The organism is Alistipes sp. (assembly GCF_020026455.1).
Classification (GTDB): Bacteria; Bacteroidota; Bacteroidia; order Bacteroidales; family Rikenellaceae; genus Alistipes.
The window spans coordinates 1-19410 of record NZ_JAHHQJ010000002.1; the positions used below are offsets into that span (position 1 = coordinate 1).

The following is a 19410-nucleotide window of genomic DNA, read 5'->3' on the forward strand; positions in this document are numbered from 1 at the left end:
TCTTTCTTAAAAAGAAATGCACCGGTTGATATCCGTCAGCAAACCGCTGTTTGCCTCGTCGATGACGGAGTTCTCCAACGATGCCAGATAGATTTCGGTAGTCCTCTCGGAGGAGTGTCCCATGCCGGCACTGATGATCGACAGGGGGACGTTGTGCCGTCGTGCCGTCGTCGCCCACGTGTGCCGCGAGGTGTAGGAGGAGAGCGCGATGGGAAGACCGGTCATCTGGGCCAGTTTCTTCAATTTGCGGTTGTGGTAACCCAGGGCCGTGTGGTACTGGACGAAGGCCTTCTCGTCGTCCTCGGCGGTGAGAATCGGGAATACATACTGCGAATCGCGGGTCTTGTCCTCGTATTTGCGGAGGATATGTATCATACAGGGTTCGAGACGCACCATCATCAGCTGGTCGGTCTTCCGACGGTGATAGCAGATCCTGTTATTCTCGATGTTGCGCTTCTTCAGGAAGGCCATGTCGACAAAGGCCATGCCCCGGGCGCAATAGCTGAACACGAACAGATCGCGCGACAGGGCCAGCGAGGGGTGCAGGGTCAAATCCAGTTCCAGAAGTTTCAGGATGATCTCCTCGTCGACGGCGCGCTTGCGGGTGCGGTCGATGCCCGTATAGACGTTTTGGAAGGGCAGACTCTGCTCCACGATCCCCTCCCGTGCCGCACGGTTGTAGACGGCCCGCCAGATGCGCATGTAGAACGAGATGCTGTTTTTCAGTACGTTCCTGCACTCCAGCCAGTCGTTGTACTGCAGGATGAGCCCTTCGTTCATCAGTCCGAACGAGAGGTCCTCGTGGTCCAGAAATGCCGAAAAACTGTTCAGTGCATATTGGTAGTTCTTGGCCGTGCCGTAGTGCTTTCTCTTTTGCAGCCGCTCGATCTGGCGCTGCATGTACTCGAGCACGGTCACCTGTGACGAATTGGCACGAAACGCCTCCACGATATTCTCCAGCGTATAACCCTTCCTGCGCTCGTCCATTTCGCGGATGATGCGCCGCAGCAGCCGCATGTCGCTCTGGATTTTGAGCTGGTACATCTTCAGGCGATGCTCCCCCTGGGTGATGATCTGCTCGTCAAGGGCGTTCCACGCGCGGGAGGGAATGTGCATCTTCGTGGTGATCAGCTTGCAGGTGTTTTCGTGGCAGAGCTGATAGTAGATCGAGCCGGGTTTGCCTGCGACGCTCGATTTTCGAAATTTTACCTTTACTGTTGCCATGTTGTGTTCGTTCGTTTCGGGATACCTCGGTCGCTCTTACGCATTGCGAATCTGCATTTTTTGTGCCTTTCGATGCCCGGAACAACCTCTTCCCCCTTGTGGCGTCTGCAAAAGATGCCATAGGGCGCAAATATCCCTGTTTCCGGCCACCAATTTACGAATCTGACGGCAGGACGAACTTTTGCCGTCACCCGGCGAACGATAGCCCGCCCCGGCTTTGCAAGCCGCAACTACCCGCAGGACGGGCCCGGCCGAAGCACCGGCTTGTCCTGTATCGGGCCCGCAAGCCTGCCCGCAGTGGGGTGGTGGCCGCTGTCGGAGTCAGAGATGCGCCTTGCGGGTGTAGATCGACATTCCGATGCCCTGCTCTTTGTGCATACGCGCCTTGAAGGAATTCTTCGCAGCAACGGGAAGCGAGTTTTCGAAGCCACGGAACGCTTCTGTGCGGAACTGCCGGACCGTTCCCGAAATAACTCGTGACACGACCTGTCAGCCCGTTTTCGGCCGCTTTCTGGGGCGCTATGGGATATTTGGAGTAAAGGGGAAATACGGGATTCGGGTCCCAGTCCCGTATTTTTCATTGATTTTCAGGCTCTTTTCCTGATTTATCCATCCTTGTTTCTTCCTCTATCTGCCGGAGCGTTTCCAATTCGGGATAGTTTGATAAATCTTCTTCAGTCATATACGCTTGAATCAAACGGGCAAAACAATCCCCGTTTCTACGACCGGCAAATTGCAGAGAAACCTCGCCGACAAGGCGCTGATAGTTGGCCATGACTACGCCGTCTGCTCCCCGAAGAGCATCCTGGCCAAAGGAGATCACCGGATATGCTCTACTGCCTGGGCCGCGCGAGGCTCCCGGAATCCTTCCGCGGTGGTGGAGGGGGGGGGTGAAAAAACAAAACCTGACAATCGGTGATTATCAGGTTTTTGCGATTTGTTTCAGTGATCCCGCTGGGGCTCGAACCCAGGACCCCAACATTAAAAGTGTTGTGCTCTACCAGCTGAGCTACGGAATCTCCGTCTGCCAAATTGGGAATTGCTCCCGTTTTGGTGGTGCAAATGTACGGATTTATTTTTAAAATCCAATACCCGGCCTGCAAATTTTGCGCAAAAAAAGCATTTTTTCTCTTTCGGCTGCCGCCTGGGGCCTGGGGCCGATGGCTGCCCGGGCCCTTTCCGGTGGTTTCGGATGCCCGGGATCGCGAAATTTGACACGCGGATTTTGTTTTGCCGAAATAAAAGGATATTTTTGTAGGCGTTAAGATGTATACTAATTTTTAAAACCGGATAATTCTATGTGTAAAGCACTGATAATCGGAGCCGGCGGTGTCGGAACGGTGGTGACGCAGAAAATTGCGGCCAACCCCGTATTCACGGATGTGATGCTGGCCAGCCGCACCAAATCCAAATGCGACGCCGTTGCGGCCGCCATCGGCGGCAACCGCGTGAAGACCGCCGAGGTCGACGCCGACTGCGTGCCGCAGCTGTGCGAGCTTTTCCGTGCGTTTAAGCCCGACATTGTGGTCAACGTGGCGCTTCCCTACCAGGATCTTACGATCATGGACGCCTGCCTCGAGTGCGGCTGCAACTACCTCGACACGGCCAACTACGAGCCGAAGGACGAGGCGCATTTCGAATACTCGTGGCAGTGGGCCTACCAGGACCGCTTCAAGGCCGCGGGCCTCACGGCAATCCTCGGCTGCGGGTTTGACCCGGGAGTGACGGCCATCTTCACGGCCTATGCCGCCAAGCACCATTTCGACGAAATCCACTACCTGGACATCGTCGACTGCAACGCCGGCAACCACGGCATGGCTTTCGCCACGAACTTCAACCCCGAGATCAACATCCGCGAGGTGACCCAGAAGGGGCGCTACTACGAGAACGGGCAGTGGGTGGTGACCGAGCCGCACGAGATCCACAAGCCGCTCAATTATCCGGGCATCGGCGAGCGCGAATCGTATGTCATCTACCACGAGGAGCTCGAATCGCTCGTGAAGAACTATCCCACGATCCGGCGTGCCCGCTTCTGGATGACCTTCGGCCAGGAGTACCTGACGCACCTGCGCGTGATCCAGAACATCGGCATGGCGCGCATCGACCCGATCATCTACAACGGTGTCGAGATCGTCCCGATCCAGTTCCTCAAGGCGGTTCTTCCCGATCCCAAGTCGCTGGGCGCCAACTATCACGGCCAGACTTCGATCGGCTGCCGCATCAAGGGCATCAAGGACGGCAAGGAGCGCACCTACTATATTTATAACAACTGCGACCACGAGGAGGCCTTCCGCCAAACCGGCACGCAGGCCGTGTCGTTCACCACGGGTGTTCCGGCGGCTTTGGGTGCTTCGATGTGGGCCAAGGGGCTCTGGCGCGGCGCCGGCGTGTTCAATGTCGAGGAGTTCGATCCCGATCCGTTCCTGGCCGAGCTGGGCGAACAGGGACTTCCGTGGCATGAGCTGTTCGATGTGAACCTGGAGGTGTAGTTCATTGGGAAGACTGCGGCCTCTGCCGCTCATCCCTCGCAATACCCGGATGGGTCGTACCCCAAGTACAGCCCATCCGGTTTTTTTCACGCTCCGCCCGGACCGATCCCGCAACGGACCCGCCGCTCCGCCCGAACCCCAAACGCCCGGACTGACCCCGCAGTGGACCCGCCGCTCCGTCCGAAGCCCAACCGACCGGACCTACCCCGCAACGAAGCCTCTGCTTCGCTCGGACCCCAACCGCCCGGGCCGACCCCGCAACGGACTCGCCGCTCCGCCCGGGTTACAGCCGAGTGGGACGGTTTTCGGCGGAACCCTCTTTTCCCCGAAGAGCTCCCTGCGACAACCGACTCCGGACCTCCGCTCCGGGAGGCGTCCGCAGGAGCTAAGTATAAATGCGTATTTTCCCGAAAACCAAGACTGCGCCGCGTGGTTTTCAGGAGGTTTTTGCTACTTTTGCAACTGTTTTGATTTAAAAACAACCCGATGATTGACTTTCTGAAACTGCCTTCTCCGTGTTACGTCCTCGACGAGGAGTTGCTGGACCGGAACCTGGCGACTGTCGACCGTGTGCGCCGGGAATCGGGCGCCGAAATTATCGTCGCCCTGAAGGCTTGCGCCATGTGGCGCATTTTCCCCGAGCTGGCAAAGCACTCCGACGGAGCGACGGCAAGTTCCGCCGCCGAGGCCCGTCTCGTTTTCGAGCACTTCGGGCGTCCGGCCCATACCTACGCCCCGGTCTATACGGACTCCAATATCGACGAAATCCTCGCCTGCAGCGATCATATCACGTTCAATTCGCTGTCCCAGTTCCGCCGCTTCGGCCAGAAAGCCCTCATCAACGGCATCTCCTGCGGTCTGCGGATCAATCCGCAGTATTCGCCCGTCGAGACGGACCTCTACAACCCCTGCGTTCCCGGCTCGCGGCTGGGCGTCACGGCCGAACAGCTGGCGGCGCACGGCGGGCTTCCGGCGGGTGTCGAGGGACTGCATTTCCATGTCCTCTGCGAGTCGCGCCCGGAGCATCTGCAAAAGGCGCTGGAGGCTGTCGAGACGCACTTCGGGGCATATCTCGACCGGATCAAGTGGCTCAACATGGGCGGCGGCCATCTGATGACTGCCTCGTGGTATGACTGCGACCGTCTGATCGCCCTGCTGCGGGCGTTCGCCTCCCGCCACCCGAACCTGCGTCTGATTCTGGAACCCGGCAGCGCCTTCACCTGGCGCACGGGCTACCTGGTTTCGACCGTCGAGGACATCGTGGTGAACGGCAGCGAGACGACGGCGATGCTCGACGTGTCGTTCGCCTGCCACATGCCCGACTGCCTCGAAATGCCCTATAAACCCGCCATTGTCGGGGCACATGAACCTGCCGGGGACGAAAAACGCTGGCGCATGGGCGGCACGAGCTGCCTTGCGGGCGACTACTGCGGCTACTGGGCCTTCGACCACGAACTGGAGGTGGGGGAGCGCATCGTCTTCGAGGACATGATCCACTACACGATGGTCAAGACCACGATGTTCAACGGCGTCCATCATCCGGCCATCGTCATCGCGCGCCGCGACGGACGCATCGAGGTCGTCCGCGAATTCGGCTACGAGGACTTCCGCAACCGCATGTCATAGACAAATTGAATTCAGATATACGAAAATCGCTTCATGGAAAATTTTACACCTACCCCCTACACGTTGGAATGCGTCGCCACGGGCCGCGAATTTGAAGACACCGGCTGGATGCTTGCCGACCCGCAGTGCAAGGAGCCGTCGCTCGTGCGCACCAAATACGCCCGCCGGCAGCTCGACGTGAAACCGGCCGACTGGGGCCTTTACCGTTTCTCGGACTGGTTGCCCGTGCGGCGTCTCCTCAAGGGATCGTCGGCACCCGTGACCTATAAGAGCAAGGGCCTCGCCGCCTACCTCGGGCTGGAAAACCTCTGGATCACCTTCAACGGCTGGCATCCGGCCATCGGGGCCACGATGTCGACCTGCTCGTTCAAGGAGACCGAGGCCTATTCGGTCTGCGGGCGTGCGGCAGCCGACGAACAGCGTGTGCTGGTGGTGGCTTCGGCCGGAAATACCGCCCGGGCCTTTGCCAAGGTCTGCTCGGACAACAACATCCGGCTGCTGCTCTCGGTTCCCTACGACAATATCGACGCGCTGTGGTTCGACCAGCCGCTGAATCCCTGCGTGAAGCTCATTGCGTGCGAGAAGGGCGGTGACTATTTCGACGCCATCCATCTGAGCGACATCGCGCTGAAAAGCCCGGCCTTCTATGCCGAGGGCGGAGCCAAGAATGTCGCGCGCCGCGACGGCATGGGCTGCACGGTCCTTTCGGCCGTGACGACCATCGGCCGCATCCCCGACTACTATTTCCAGGCCGTGGGCAGCGGCACGGGCGCCATCGCCGCCTGGGAGGCCAACATGCGCCTCATCGAGGACGGGCGCTTCGGTCGGAACACCTTGCGTCTGATGGTGGCGCAGAACGCCCCGTTTGTCCCGATGTACGACGCCTGGCAGGCTGCATCGCGCAAAATGCTGCCCTATGACGACGACAAGGCGCGCCGCGACGCGGAGATCATCGATGCCAAGGTGCTTTCGAACCGCCGTCCGCCCTACAGCATCACGGGCGGTCTTTTCGATGCGCTGAAAGCCACCGACGGAGAGATCTTCGTGGCTACGAACGCCATGGCGCGCAAGGCCCGCAAACTGTTCCACGAACTCGAAGGCGTCGACATCTATTCGGCGGCGGGCGTTGCGCTGGCGTCGCTCATCAACGCCGTGAACGCGGGTAAAATCGCCAGGGATGCCACCGTCATGCTCAATATAACGGGCGGCGGCGAGGAGCACTTCAAGGAGGGCAAGGAGCTGTGGTACCTCAAGCCAAGCCACGTCTTCCCGCTCGAACCCGACGAAAACGATGTGGTGGAGCGAGTGGAAGCGCTGTTCAACCAACCGGTTAAATAATCCGGCTTATCGAAAAGAGACTCATCAACTTGGATGCGTCTCTTTTTTTTGTTTCCGAGACGCGACGCAGCCCGTTTTCGCCGAAGCCGTGACGCCTTGACAGAAAGTCCGGCGCCGGCTGTACCCCGGCAGGCAGCGGCCGCCGCGGGGCGTTGCAAACTCGCGCCCGTTGCTCCCGACTTTGCCGCCACGCACGCTCAGACCCTCCTGAAACCCGGGACCTTTCTCGCCGTGCGGGCTGCCGCGGCCGGGCGCACGGGGCAACGGAAACCCGGAAAACTTCCCGCCGTGCGCTCAGACCCTCCTGAAATCCGGGAAACTTCCCGCTGTGCGGGCTGCCGCGGCTGTGCGCAAGAGGTGACGGAAACCCGGAAAACTACCCGCACGGGACGCACGGGGTAACGGAAATCCGGAAAACTTCCCGCCGCGCGGGCTGCCGCGGCTGTGCGCAAGAGGTGACGGAAACCCGGAAAACTACCCGCACGGGACGCACGGGGTAACGGAAATTCGGAAAACTTCCCGCACGGCATTGCCGCCGGACTTGCCGAAACGAGACGGACCGCCTGGGGCGAATCCGCGCTGTGGGCGCTCTTTTTCGCAAACGGATCGTTGCGATTCGTTTTTTTATTACCTTTGCCGGGCCGAACCGGATGCCCGAGCAGCCGGAACGGTTCGGATTTTGTTTTTTAATTTTATTCTTAACCCAAATTTCAAACACATGGAAAACATCCAGGCAAAACCCACCTCCGCCACCCACTGGCGGCGCTGGAACCGCAAAGGCTGGTCGGTCTTTGCGAGTCTGCGCCGTTGCTGGGCAATCGGGGTCCTTTCCGCCGGGATGTCGATCCTGCTGCTTGCGACGCAAGAAGCGTCTGCGCAGACTGCCGACACGACCGCTGTCCTCAAGACATTGCGGATCCGGGAAGTCGGCGTCACCGGGAGCCATCCGGTTTCCGCGCGCAACGCCCAGTCGCACACCCCGCTTTTCGACCGAAAAGCCCAGGCCCCGGCGCCTGTCCAGACTCTGGAAGCCGCCCTGCGCCTTGCACCTTCGGTCGATCTCCGCGAACGCGGAGGCAAGGGTACGCAGGCCGACATCTTCATCCGGGGAGGCTCTTTCGACCAGACCATGGTCCTTCTCAACGGTATTGATTTCACCGATGCCCGCACCGGGCATCAGTCCCACGCGCTGCCCGTCGACCTCGACTGCATCTCGGCCGTCGAACTGATCGACGGCGTTCCGGGCGTCGGGGCCTATGCCGGAGCGGTGAACATCCGCACGACGCCGCTGCGTCCCACCTACCTGCGCCTCGAAGCCTCGGGTGGCCAGTACGGCTACGGCTACGGCAATCTTTCGGGTGCGGTGACTTCGGGTCGCTTCTCGGTGCTCGGCGCGGTTTCCTACCGCCGCAGCGACGGCTACCGCCACAATACCGATTTCTCCAACTACAACGCCTTTGTGCGTGCCACCTACGACGCCGGCCGGGCCGGATTCTTCGACCTGCAGGCCGGGTGGCAGGACCGCGATTTCGGCTCCAACGGCTTCTATGCGGCCTATAATCCCGACCAGTGGGAGCATACCGCCACGGCTCTGGGGTCGCTGCGGTGGCTGAAGAGCGCAGGCCGCTTTTCGTTGGGCGCCGCCGCGAGCTACCGCAAGAATTTCGACCGCTACGACTGGACGCGCGGCACGGCGATGAACCGCCACAATACGGACAATGTCGGAGCGAAATTCTGGGCCGACTGCGACTGGGCGGCGGGCGTCACCTCCCTGGGAGGAGACTATGCCTTCAACCACATTTACAGTTCCAATCTCGGGGACAAACTCTCGGTTCCCAAGGGGCATTACACCCATGCCAAGGCGCGCCATACGGGTAACCTGTGGTTGCGTCACGCCAAGCAGTGGCTGCGCTTCGATGTGGCGGCTTCGGCGGGTGTGAGCCTCACGCCCTACGGCACTTCGGCCCTGTGGAGCCTGTCGGCGGGCTATACCCCCGCGGCCGGGCTGCGCCTCGAGGCCGGGGCCTGGCAGTCGATGCGCCTGCCGACCTTTACGGACCTCTACTACACCTCTCCGGCCCAGATCAACAACCTTGACCTTACGCCGGAACATGCAGTCACCTATCGCTTTGGAGTGAATTACCTCAAGCGCTGCTGGAACCTTTCGGCGCAGGCCTATTACCGCTCCGGACGCGACATCATCGACTGGGTCTGGCGCGAAGACATGGGCAACAAGTGGCATTCCGAGCAGACGAGCCGCCTCAATACCTTCGGGCTTGAACTCGCGGGCGGCTATACGGTTTCGGAAGGCTTCCTGCGCCGCGTGACTCTCTCGTACGGCTACATCACGACCGACCGGAACGCCGACATCGTCGCCAAAAGCGTGATGGATTTCATGCGCCACAAGGCGGCGTTGGCTGTCGAGGTGCACTTCCTGCGACGGATGTCGCTTGCGCTGACCGGCTCGGTCTACGACCGCAACGGCAGCTACACGCATTATCCCGAATCGGGCAATGCCTCCCTGACCGAAGAGCGCGACTTCAAGCCCTATTTCCTGCTCGACGGACGTCTTCAGTGGGAGAAGGGCATCTGCCGCCTCTACGTCGACGCCACGAACATCACCGATGCGCGCTACTGCGACATCGGCGGAATCCGCCTGCCGGGTTTCTGGTGTACGGGTGGGGTGACGCTGACCATCGGTAAATAATCCTTTCGTCCTTTCCCGGAACCGGGTCGTTTTCGGCCTCCGGCTCCGGTCCGGCTGCTCTCACGGTCCGGCGCGTCAAAGCGCCGGACTTTCTTTTTTTGAAAAAAGCCGCCTGTTTTGTTACGGTTTTTTCGGATTTTTCCCGATTATTTTCTATCTTTGAAGTATAAGAATTTAAATGCGACGATCTTATGTCTCAAAGAATCATTGAATGCGTCCCCAATTTCAGCGAGGGGCGCGATAAAACCGTTATCCGCCGGATCACCGCGGCCATCGAGGCTTCCGGGGGTGTCAAAGTGCTCGACGTGGATCCGGGCGAGGCGACCAACCGCACGGTTGTGACCTTCGTCGGCACACCCGAAGCGGTCGTCGAAGCCGCTTTTGCGGGGGTGAAGCAGGCGGCCGAACTGATCGACATGCGTCGCCACAAGGGGGCGCATCCCCGCATGGGGGCCACCGACGTGCTGCCGCTGATCCCGATTGCGGGCGTCACGCTTGCCGAATGCGCCGAACTGGCGCGTGCGCTGGCCCGGCGTATCGCCGACGAACTGCGCATCCCGACCTATTGCTACGAGGCTGCGGCCTTTGTCCCCGAGCGGAAAAACCTCGCCGTGTGCCGCGCCGGGGAGTACGAGGCCCTGCCCGAGAAACTGGCCCATACGGCCTCCGCGCCCGACTTCGGGGCGCGTCCCTACGACGAGGACGTTGCCCGAACGGGAGCCACGACCGTCGGGGCGCGCGATTTCCTGATTGCCGTGAATTTCAACCTGAACACCACCTCCACGCGCCGCGCCAACGCCATCGCCTTCGACGTGCGTGAAAAGGGGCGCCCCGTCCGCGAGGGCAACCCCATCACGGGCCGGGTGGTGAAGGATGCCGCGGGCAATCCCGTGATGCGGCCCGGAACGCTTCCGGCCACGAAGGCCATCGGCTGGTTCATCGAGGAGTACGGCATTGCGCAGGTCTCGATGAACATCACCGACATCTCCCGGACCCCGCTCCATGTGGCTTTCGACGAGGTATGCCGCAAGGCCGACGCCCGCGGTGTGCGCGTCACGGGTACGGAGATCGTGGGACTGGTCCCGAAACGGGCTCTGGTCGAAGCCGGCAAATACTTCCTCCGCAAGCAGCACCGCTCGACGGGCATCGCCGAGGAGGAGATCATCCGCATCGCCGTCAAGTCGATGGGTCTGGACGACCTGAAGCCGTTCGACCCGGCCGAGAAGGTGATCGAATATCTGCTTGAAGCGGAGGTTCCGAACAAGCGGCTTATCGACATGACTTGCAAGTCTTTCGCCGACGAGACGGCGAGTGAATCCCCGGCTCCGGGCGGAGGTTCGATCGCCGCCTATATGGGTGCGCTGGGCGCAGCTCTCGGGACGATGGTGGCCAACCTCTCGGCACACAAGGCCGGCTGGGACGACCGTTGGGAGGAGTTCTCCGACTGGGCCGAGCGGGGACAGGGCGTTCTTGCGGAGCTGATGCACCTGGTCGACGAGGACACTGCGGCGTTCAACCGCATCATGGCGGTTTTTGCCATGCCCAAGTCGACCGACGAGGAGAAGGCGGCGCGCGCCGCAGCCCTGCAGGAGGCGACGCTCTATGCCACGGAGGTTCCCCTGCGGACGATGAAGGCCGCCATGCGGGTTTTCGAAATCGTGCGCGCCATGGCCTCGGATGGCAACCCCAATTCGGTCTCCGATGCGGGTGTGGGTGCGCTGGCGGCCCGCAGTGCGGTGCTGGGAGCGTGTCTCAATGTGAAGATCAACGCCGCGGGACTGAAGGACCGCACCCGGGCCGAGGCGCTGGTCGCCGAAGCGGAAGCGCTGGCAACCGAAGCCCGGCATCTCGAAGCCGAGGTGCTGGAGATCGTGGAACGTAAAATTTGAGTAAAATGACACTTCAGGAGTTTCAAGCCGACATTCGCGCGGGCATCCCCGAACGGCTGCCCGCAGCCAAAGCATACGACAAACAGATCAACCATGCGCCCAAACGCAAGGAGATTCTTTCGGATCGGGAGAAGGCGCTGGCGCTGAAAAACGCCCTGCGCTACTTCCCGCCCAAGCACCACGCCGTGCTGGCGAAGGAGTTCGCCGAGGAGTTGCGCCGCTACGGCCGTATCTATATGTACCGCCTGCGTCCCGATTACGAGATGCACGCCCGCCCGATCGACGAGTATCCCGCCCGCTGCCGGCAGGCCGCGGCCGTCATGCTGATGATTCAGAACAACCTCGACCCGAAGGTGGCCCAGCATCCCCACGAGCTGATCACCTACGGCGGCAACGGCGCCGTGTTCCAGAACTGGGCGCAGTACCGTCTTGCGATGCGCTATCTTTCGGAAATGACCGAAAATCAGACGTTGGTCATCTACTCCGGGCATCCGCTGGGGCTCTTCCCGTCGCATCCCGACGCTCCGCGCGTGGTGGTTACGAACGGCATGGTGATTCCCAACTACTCGAAGCCCGACGACTGGGAGCGGCTCAATGCCCTCGGGGTGTCGCAGTACGGGCAGATGACTGCCGGATCGTATATGTATATCGGGCCGCAGGGCATTGTCCACGGCACGACGATCACGGTGATGAACGCCGCGCGCAAACGCTTCACGGCCGGCCGCAGCGATACGCGCGGGATGCTGTTCGTCTCGTCGGGTCTCGGCGGCATGTCGGGAGCTCAGCCCAAGGCGGGCAATATCTCGGGTGTGGTGTCGGTCGTCGCCGAGATCAATCCCAAGGCGGCGCAGAAGCGCCACGAGCAGGGATGGGTCGATGAACTGCACGAAGTACTGGATGAACTGATACCGCGCATCCGTCAGGCTGTCAAGGATAAAGAGGTTGTGTCACTGGCTTATGTGGGGAACGTTGTGGACCTCTGGGAGCGGCTGGCTGCGGAGGAGATTCCTGTCGACCTGGGGTCGGACCAGACCTCGCTGCACAACCCCTGGGCGGGCGGTTATTACCCCGTGGGCCTGAGTTACGAGGCGTCGAACAAGATGATGGCCGAGGAGCCGGGGCGCTTCCGCGAGTGTGTCCAGGAGTCGCTGCGGCGTCAGGTCGATGCCATCAACAAGCTGACGGAGCGGGGGATGTATTTCTTCGACTACGGCAATGCCTTCCTGCTGGAAGCCTCGCGCGCCGGGGCTGCGGTGACGGGCGAGGGCGGGCGCTTCCGCTATCCCTCCTACGTGCAGGACATTATGGGACCCATGTTCTTCGACTACGGTTTCGGTCCGTTCCGTTGGGTCTGCACCTCGGGAAGTCCCGAAGACCTCGCAACGACCGATGCGCTGGCCGCCGAAGTGCTGGAGGAGATCCGCAAGACGGCACCTGAGGACATCCGGGGACAGCTCGACGACAATATCCACTGGATCCGCGAGGCCGGGCGCAACCGTCTGGTCGTCGGGTCGCAGGCCCGCATTCTCTACGCCGACTGCGAAGGGCGCATGAAGATCGCCGAGGCGTTCAACCGGGCCATTGCCGACGGACGCATCACGGCCCCCGTGGTTCTGGGACGCGACCATCACGACGTTTCGGGAACCGATTCGCCCTACCGCGAGACCTCGAACATCTACGACGGTTCGTGTCTGACGGCCGACATGGCCGTGCAGAACGTCATCGGCGACTCGTTCCGCGGCGCGACGTGGGTTTCGCTCCACAACGGCGGCGGCGTGGGCTGGGGCGAGGTGATCAACGGCGGCTTCGGCATGGTGATCGACGGCTCGGAGGATGCCGGCCGCCGCATCCGCGAAATGCTGCTGTGGGACGTCAACAACGGGATTGCACGTCGCAGCTGGGCGCGTAACGAAGGGGCCATCGAGGCCATCCGCCGCGAGATGGACCGCACGCCCGGGCTGTGTGTGACCCTGCCTAATTTCGCAGACGAAAATGTTATTATCAATGCTCTGAACAACAACGATTAACAATCTGTTATTTCACATGGAACAGCACTATATATCCGCGGAGCACCTCTCGATCCGGCGTGTCCGCGAAATCCTCGAACGGCGGCTGATGCTCGCGTTGAGCGACGACGCCCGGGCACGCATCGCCCGCTGTCGTGAATACCTCGATCGCAAGATGGAGAATCCTGAGCGGCCGATCTACGGCATCACGACCGGTTTCGGGTCGTTGTGCGACATCTCGGTGGACCGCGACCAACTGTCGCTCCTGCAGCAGAACCTCGTGATGTCGCACGCCTGCGGAACCGGGGAGCGGGTGCCCTCGGAGATCGTGCGGCTGATACTGCTGCTCAAGATCCAGTCGCTGTCCTACGGCCATTCGGGCGTGCAGCTGGCGACCGTCGAGCGTCTGGTGGAGTTTTTCAACCGCGACATTCTGCCCGTCGTCTACCAGCAGGGTTCGCTGGGCGCCTCGGGCGACCTGGCGCCGCTGGCCCACATGAGCCTGCCGCTGCTGGGGCTGGGCGAGGTGGAGTATAAGGGCGGGGTGCGCCCCGCGGCCGAAGTGCTCGCCGAAGAGGGTCTGGAGCCGATCCGCCTGCAGTCGAAAGAGGGCCTTGCGCTGCTGAACGGCACGCAGTTCATGAGCGCCTACGGCGTCTGGTCGCTGATTCACGCCCGGCGGCTGAGCGAATGGGCCGACCGCATCGGGGCACTGTCGCTGGATGCCTTCGACGGGCGCATCGAGCCTTTCTGCGACGAGGTGCACCTGATCCGCGCCCACGCCGGACAGCTCGTCACGGCCCGGAATGTCCGCCGCCTGCTCGAAGGCAGCGAACTGATCGCCCGCCCCAAGCACCATGTGCAGGATCCCTATTCGTTCCGCTGCATGCCGCAGGTACACGGAGCTTCGAAGGACACGATCGACTATGTGGAGCAGGTTCTGACCACGGAAATCAACTCCACGACGGACAATCCGACGGTCTTCCCCGAGGAGGACATGGTCGTCTCGGCGGGCAATTTCCACGGACAGCCGATCGCCCTGGCGATGGATTTTCTGGCGATCGCCCTGGCCGAACTGGGCAACATCTCCGAACGCCGGACCTACAAACTGATCTCCGGGGCGCGCGAACTGCCCAAATTCCTCGTGGCCAACCCCGGGTTGAACAGCGGCTTCATGATTCCGCAGTATACCGCGGCGTCGATCGTGAGCCAGTCCAAGGGGCTTTGCATGCCCGCATCGGTCGATTCGATCCCCTCGTCGCAAGGACAGGAGGACCATGTGAGCATGGGGTCCAATGCGGCCACGAAGCTTTGGCGCGTGGTTTGCAACACCGAGCGGGTGTTGGCCATCGAGCTATTCAACGCCGCGCAGGCCATCGAGTTCCGCCGTCCGGCGCACACGTCGCCCGAGTTGGAGCGGATGGTGGCCGACTACCGCAAAGTGGTTCCGTTTATTGACAACGACGAGGTGATGTATCCCCATATCGAAGCCTCCGTCCAATTCCTGCACAGCCTATGAGACTCCTGGTGAAGAATATAGCCCGTATTGTCGGTCTCGAAGCGACGGGCCGTCTGCGCTACTGCGGCGCCGACATGAACGGATTGGAGACGCTCGACGACGCCTGGCTGCTGGCCGAAGACGGCCGTTTCGCGGCGTTCGGGCACATGGACTCGCTGGGCGAGATCGCCGCCGACGAGGTTGTCGATGCCGCCGGGGGCATGCTCTTCCCGTCATTCTGCGATTCGCACACCCATCTGGTCTATGCCGGAAGCCGCGAGCGGGAGTTTCTGGACAAGATCAACGGCTTGTCGTATGAGGAGATCGCCCGGCGGGGCGGAGGAATCCTCAATTCCGCCGACCTGTTGCACCGGACTTCGGAGGACGAACTCTATGAGCAGGCGATGGAACGCGTGCGCGAGATCGCGGCGATGGGTACGGGGTGTGTGGAGATCAAGAGCGGCTACGGCCTTTCGACCGAGGACGAGCTCAAGATGCTGCGCGTTATCCGGCGCATTCGCGAAAGCGTGCCGCTCGAGGTGCGGGCTACGTTCCTCGGGGCGCATGCCGTGGCGCGGGCCTATCGGGGACGGCAGGCGGAGTATGTCGATCTGGTGTGCCGTGAAATGCTGCCCGCCGTGGCGGCCGAAGGGCTGGCCGATTTCGTCGACGTCTTCTGCGACGAGGGCTTTTTCACGGTCGAAGAGACGGCCCGCATCCTCGAGGAGGGGCGCAAACTGGGTCTGCGTGCGAAGATCCATGCCAACGAACTGGCTGTCTCGGGCGGCGTGCAGGTGGGCGTGGCCTGCGGGGCTCTTTCGGTGGACCACCTCGAACGCATGGGGCAGGAGGAGATCGAGGTGCTGCACGGCGCGGCGACCATGCCGACGCTGCTGCCGGGCGCAGCGTTCTTTCTCGGGATGAGCTATCCCCCGGCCCGTGCGATGATCAGCGCGGGGCTGGGTGTGGCGTTGGCCTCGGACTACAATCCCGGGTCGTCGCCTTCGGGCAACATGCGCATGGTCTGCTCGCTGGCCTCGATCCGCATGAAAATTACCCCTGCCGAGGCGGTCAACGCCGCAACTCTCAACGGGGCTTATGCCATGGGGCTGAGCCGCGAATACGGAAGCGTTACTTTAGGTAAAGTTGCTAATTTTTTTATAACCAAGCCGATGCCATCCGTAGAGTATTTTTTCTATGCCTATCAGACACCCCTGATCCGGCAGGTCTTCCTGCGCGGACGCAAGGTGTCTGATGTATAGGCGGGAGCAGGCGATATGCTTCGGGACGGGAACGTCCGCCCCGGTTGGAATCCGGTTTTCAGAGACCTAGGCGGGGCGAAACGCCCCGGAAAAAATCGACGCTTCGCTCTTGGCCGAAATCCGGCGTTGGGTCCGGGTGGCGCGGTTTTTAAATTGAAAAATTTTATGAAAACCGTTATTTTAATCATTTGCCTCGCCTTGTGCGGGGCCGTAAATGGACAAACTATGAAACCATTGACACCGGAAGAGAAGCGGGTAATTGAGGACAAGGGGACGGAAGCCCCCTTCACGGGCCGCTATTACAAACATAAGGAGGAGGGAACCTATGTCTGCCGCAAGTGCGGCGCGCCGTTGTACCGTTCGTCGGACAAGTTCGACTCGGGGTGCGGCTGGCCGAGTTTCGACAGCGAGATTCCGGGGGCCGTGAAGCGGACCATTGATGCCGACGGGCGGCGGACGGAGATCACCTGCGCCCGGTGCGGCGGCCATCTGGGGCATGTTTTCACGGGTGAGGGTTTTACACCCCGCGACACGCGCCACTGTGTCAACTCCGTGTCGCTGGTGTTTGTGCCTGCGGCCAAAAAGGAGCAGACCGAAACGGCGATCTTTGCCGGAGGCTGCTTCTGGGGCGTGGAGCATTTGCTTTCGAAGGAGCCGGGGGTGATCGACGTCGAGTCGGGATACATCGGCGGACACACGGAGAACCCCACTTACGAGCAGGTGTGTAGCCACCGCACGGGGCATGCCGAGGCGGTGAGGGTGACGTTCGATCCGGCGAAGGTAGCCTACGAAAGGCTGGCGCGGCTCTTTTTCGAGATTCACGACCCCACGCAGGTCGGACGGCAGGGTCCCGATATCGGCGACCAGTACCGTTCGGAGGTATTCTATACGACCCCGGAGCAGCGTGCGACGGCTGAAAAGCTGATCGCCGAGTTGCGTGCAAAAGGGTACAACGTCGTCACGCGTGTGACGAAGGCGTCAACCTTCTGGCCCGCCGAAGGGTATCATCAGGACTATTACGACCGCAAGGGGACACAGCCCTATTGCCACGCTTACACCAAGCGATTTTAACCGAAAACTCCCGGCCCGCAAGCCGGGAGTTTTCAGATGGAGGGAAGGCCGCTGGAAAAGCGGCCGATTTTGCTTTTCGGGTCGAGAGGTTCGGCCGGAGAAGGATTTCAGGGGCGAAGAGGTAGCTGGAGGGGCGAGAGGTTCGGTCGGAGGCTGTTCCGGGACTGGGCGAGGGGGTACGATGGGAATGCGGCTGCTATCGTTTTTCGGGGCGAAGACGTGCCCGGAGTGGGGTTGTTGGAGCGTTCCCGGAGGAGGCGTTCGGACATTCGGTCGAGAAATGCGGCTGCCGTCGTTTCCCGGGGTGACGGGGTAGCCGGAGGGGCGGATGGTTGCGGCAGGAATGCAGTCGGAGGTGGTTTCCGGGACGGAGCGAGTGGTTGTGGCCGGAGGAGGTTTTTGGGGCGGAGGGGTGCATATTGACGATATATTGTCTATTTTTGCACGTCAAACAAGTTTTTTTATGTTGCGTGTCAAAGGAATTCTCTGGGCAGCCCTCTCCTCGTCGACATTCGGACTGGCCCCGCTGTTCACCCTGCTGTTGCTGGGTGTGGGTTATTCATCCTTCGAGGTTTTGACCTACCGTTGGGGTGTGGCGTCGTTGTGTCTGGGGATATACGGACTGTTGGCCGGGTGCGATTTCCGCCTCGGGAGGCGCGAGCTGGGCACGGTGTTCCTGTTGAGTCTGTTTCGCGCCGCGACGTCGCTGAGCCTGGTGATCGCCTATCAGAATATCTCCAGCGGGGTGGCATCGACGATTCATTTCATGTATCCGCTGGTGGTGGCAGTCGTGATGATGTGTTTCTTCCGCGAACGCGGATCGGGGTGGACCTTCGCGGCGATCGGCATGTCGATTGTGGGGGCCGTGCTGCTGTCGCTGGGGAACGTCGATTTTACACGCGGCGACACGACGCTGGGGATTGTATCGGCAACCGTCTCGGTCGTCTCCTACGGAGGTTACATCGTGGGGGTGCGCCGGAGCCGCGCCGTGGAGATTGATTCCACGGTGCTGACCTGCTACGTGATGGCTTTCGATGCGCTGTTCTTCATCGTCGGAGGGTTGTTGACGGGCGGGGTGCGTCTGGAGACCGATCCCCATACGTGGCTCTATATTCTCGGCGTGGCTATTCCGGCGACGGCCGTCTCGAACATGGCGCTGGTGCGGGCCATCAAGAGCATCGGGCCGACGCTGACCTCGATTTTCGGAGCTTTGGAGCCGCTGACGGCCGTGGTGATCGGCGTATGGCTTTTTGCCGAGCCTTTCACGGCGAAGGGTGCCGCGGGCATTCTGCTGATTGTGGCGGCGGTTTCGGTCGTGGTGCTGCGCAGCCGGAAAGGGTAGTCGGGGAGGAGCGGAACGTCCGGCGTGCGGCGGAAGGTATGAAAAATCCCGGAGTCCGGACTCCGGGATTTTTCGTGTTTTCAGAGGGTGAAGACCATGGCGATGGGGTAGTGGTCCGAAATGTAGGGCGCCCCGTAGTCGCCGTCGAGTGTGGCGAAAAGCCGGCATTTGAGCTTGCCGCGGTAGTACAGGTGGTCGATGACGATGGTGTCGGGAGCCGAGCCGAAGCCGTTGAAGGTCCCCTTGTGGTCGGTCGTCGCGGCTTTGTCGCGGACCGGGGTCATGTATTGGGTCAGGGGTTTGAAGATCGGGCTGTCGGCCGGGGCGTTGAAGTCTCCGCCGACGATGACCGGAGCTTTCTTGCCGGCGATCTCGCGGATTCGGGCGAGGAGCAGTTTCATGCCCTCCTGGCGCGCCAGCCGGCCCCTGTGGTCGAGGTGTGTGTTGAAATAGAAGAACTCCTTGCCCGACTTCAGGTCTCTGAGTTCGACCCACGTCACCGTGCGGTTGCAGGCCCCGTCCCAGCCGCGCGACACCTTGTCGGGCGTTTCGCTGAGCCAGAACGTGCCGCTGTCGACCAGCTCGAAGCGTTCGCGCAGGTAATAGATGGCCATGAACTCGCCCTGCTCGGAGCCGTCGTCGCGGCCCACGCCCACGCGGGCGTACTGCGGGCATGCGGCGTCGATGTACTGCAGCTGGTCGATGAGCCCTTCCTGAACGCCGAAAACGTCGGGAGCCTCCCGGCGGATCATCTCCGGGGTGGCGTGGCGACGTTTCGTCCAGTCGTTGTCGCCGTCCCGGCTATGGCTGTTGCGCAGGTTGTAGGAGATCAGTTTGAACGATTCGGCCGCGTCGGCGCCGAATGTCGGGATGGAGCAGAAAGCTGCCAGGAGCAGCAGAAGTGTTGTTTTCCTCATGGGGTTACAGGTGTGATTGATTTGTGTAGGGGGAAATGCGG

Annotated in this window: 14 protein-coding genes and 1 tRNA gene; 10 read left to right on the forward strand and 5 right to left on the reverse strand. The window is 61.4% G+C overall.

Translation table 11 applies throughout. The features are described 5' to 3' along the window. Window positions 1-6: 6 nt before the first annotated feature. From QZ460_RS01295 to QZ460_RS01310, 4 genes are all read right to left on the reverse strand, one after another. Window positions 7-1224 (reverse strand): site-specific integrase, encoded by a 1218-nt coding sequence (locus tag QZ460_RS01295; RefSeq protein WP_290539781.1) that lies wholly within the window; start codon window positions 1222-1224, stop codon window positions 7-9. 321 nt (window positions 1225-1545) lie between these two features. Then, complete coding sequence (locus tag QZ460_RS01300) at window positions 1546-1707, reverse strand: hypothetical protein (protein ID WP_290539782.1); 162 nt, start codon at window positions 1705-1707, stop codon at window positions 1546-1548. Between the two features lie 94 nt (window positions 1708-1801). Beyond that, a complete protein-coding gene (locus tag QZ460_RS01305; RefSeq protein WP_290539783.1) occupies window positions 1802-1999 on the reverse strand; it encodes a hypothetical protein in 198 nt (65 codons plus the stop codon). A 171-nt stretch (window positions 2000-2170) separates the two neighbouring features. After that, a tRNA-Lys gene (locus tag QZ460_RS01310) sits at window positions 2171-2243 on the reverse strand. A gap of 279 nt (window positions 2244-2522) precedes the next feature. Here QZ460_RS01310 and QZ460_RS01315 point away from each other — a divergent pair. From QZ460_RS01315 to QZ460_RS01360, 10 genes are all read left to right on the forward strand, one after another. Further along, window positions 2523-3713, forward strand: a complete 1191-nt coding sequence (locus QZ460_RS01315) for a saccharopine dehydrogenase family protein (protein WP_290539784.1) — start codon at window positions 2523-2525, stop codon at window positions 3711-3713. A 486-nt stretch (window positions 3714-4199) separates the two neighbouring features. After that, a complete protein-coding gene (gene nspC / locus QZ460_RS01320) occupies window positions 4200-5339 on the forward strand; it encodes a carboxynorspermidine decarboxylase (RefSeq protein ID WP_290539785.1) in 1140 nt (379 codons plus the stop codon). Window positions 5340-5372: 33 nt separating this feature from the next. Beyond that, on the forward strand, window positions 5373-6677 hold the full coding sequence (locus QZ460_RS01325) for a cysteate synthase (protein WP_290539786.1): 1305 nt from the start codon (window positions 5373-5375) through the stop codon (window positions 6675-6677). Between the two features lie 718 nt (window positions 6678-7395). After that, window positions 7396-9384 carry a TonB-dependent siderophore receptor gene (locus QZ460_RS01330; protein ID WP_290539787.1) on the forward strand — a complete coding sequence of 663 codons (1989 nt, stop codon included), beginning with the start codon at window positions 7396-7398 and terminating at the stop codon, window positions 9382-9384. 191 nt (window positions 9385-9575) lie between these two features. Next, a complete protein-coding gene (ftcD, locus tag QZ460_RS01335; RefSeq protein ID WP_290539788.1) occupies window positions 9576-11273 on the forward strand; it encodes a glutamate formimidoyltransferase in 1698 nt (565 codons plus the stop codon). Between the two features lie 5 nt (window positions 11274-11278). Continuing rightward, window positions 11279-13300 carry a urocanate hydratase gene (locus tag QZ460_RS01340; RefSeq protein ID WP_290539789.1) on the forward strand — a complete coding sequence of 674 codons (2022 nt, stop codon included), beginning with the start codon at window positions 11279-11281 and terminating at the stop codon, window positions 13298-13300. A gap of 16 nt (window positions 13301-13316) precedes the next feature. Then, window positions 13317-14798, forward strand: a complete 1482-nt coding sequence (hutH, locus tag QZ460_RS01345; protein ID WP_290539790.1) for a histidine ammonia-lyase — start codon at window positions 13317-13319, stop codon at window positions 14796-14798. Further along, window positions 14795-16039: an imidazolonepropionase gene (hutI, locus tag QZ460_RS01350; protein ID WP_290539791.1), complete on the forward strand. Its 1245-nt coding sequence runs from the start codon at window positions 14795-14797 to the stop codon at window positions 16037-16039. Before hutH ends, hutI begins: the two co-directional genes overlap by 4 nt. Before the next feature lie 225 nt (window positions 16040-16264). Further along, window positions 16265-17110, forward strand: coding sequence for a bifunctional methionine sulfoxide reductase B/A protein (locus tag QZ460_RS01355; protein ID WP_366934978.1), 846 nt, complete (start codon window positions 16265-16267; stop codon window positions 17108-17110). Window positions 17111-17573: 463 nt separating this feature from the next. Continuing rightward, window positions 17574-18452 (forward strand): DMT family transporter, encoded by an 879-nt coding sequence (locus tag QZ460_RS01360; RefSeq protein ID WP_290539793.1) that lies wholly within the window; start codon window positions 17574-17576, stop codon window positions 18450-18452. 80 nt (window positions 18453-18532) lie between these two features. On the opposite strand, the gene QZ460_RS01365 is transcribed toward QZ460_RS01360, so the two are convergent. Then, window positions 18533-19369: an endonuclease/exonuclease/phosphatase family protein gene (locus tag QZ460_RS01365; protein ID WP_290539794.1), complete on the reverse strand. Its 837-nt coding sequence runs from the start codon at window positions 19367-19369 to the stop codon at window positions 18533-18535. Between the last annotated feature and the right edge of the window lie 41 nt (window positions 19370-19410).

Coding starts and splice junctions, on each gene's coding strand:
- QZ460_RS01295 (WP_290539781.1), bottom strand. CDS start 1,224: ATGGCAACAGTAAAGGTAAAATTTCGAAAATCGAGCGTCGCAGGCAAA.
- QZ460_RS01305 (WP_290539783.1), bottom strand. CDS start 1,999: ATGGCCAACTATCAGCGCCTTGTCGGCGAGGTTTCTCTGCAATTTGCC.
- QZ460_RS01315 (WP_290539784.1), top strand. CDS start 2,523: ATGTGTAAAGCACTGATAATCGGAGCCGGCGGTGTCGGAACGGTGGTG.
- nspC (WP_290539785.1), top strand. CDS start 4,200: ATGATTGACTTTCTGAAACTGCCTTCTCCGTGTTACGTCCTCGACGAG.
- QZ460_RS01325 (WP_290539786.1), top strand. CDS start 5,373: ATGGAAAATTTTACACCTACCCCCTACACGTTGGAATGCGTCGCCACG.
- QZ460_RS01330 (WP_290539787.1), top strand. CDS start 7,396: ATGGAAAACATCCAGGCAAAACCCACCTCCGCCACCCACTGGCGGCGC.
- ftcD (WP_290539788.1), top strand. CDS start 9,576: ATGTCTCAAAGAATCATTGAATGCGTCCCCAATTTCAGCGAGGGGCGC.
- QZ460_RS01340 (WP_290539789.1), top strand. CDS start 11,279: ATGACACTTCAGGAGTTTCAAGCCGACATTCGCGCGGGCATCCCCGAA.
- hutH (WP_290539790.1), top strand. CDS start 13,317: ATGGAACAGCACTATATATCCGCGGAGCACCTCTCGATCCGGCGTGTC.
- hutI (WP_290539791.1), top strand. CDS start 14,795: ATGAGACTCCTGGTGAAGAATATAGCCCGTATTGTCGGTCTCGAAGCG.
- QZ460_RS01355 (WP_366934978.1), top strand. CDS start 16,265: ATGAAACCATTGACACCGGAAGAGAAGCGGGTAATTGAGGACAAGGGG.
- QZ460_RS01360 (WP_290539793.1), top strand. CDS start 17,574: ATGTTGCGTGTCAAAGGAATTCTCTGGGCAGCCCTCTCCTCGTCGACA.
- QZ460_RS01365 (WP_290539794.1), bottom strand. CDS start 19,369: ATGAGGAAAACAACACTTCTGCTGCTCCTGGCAGCTTTCTGCTCCATC.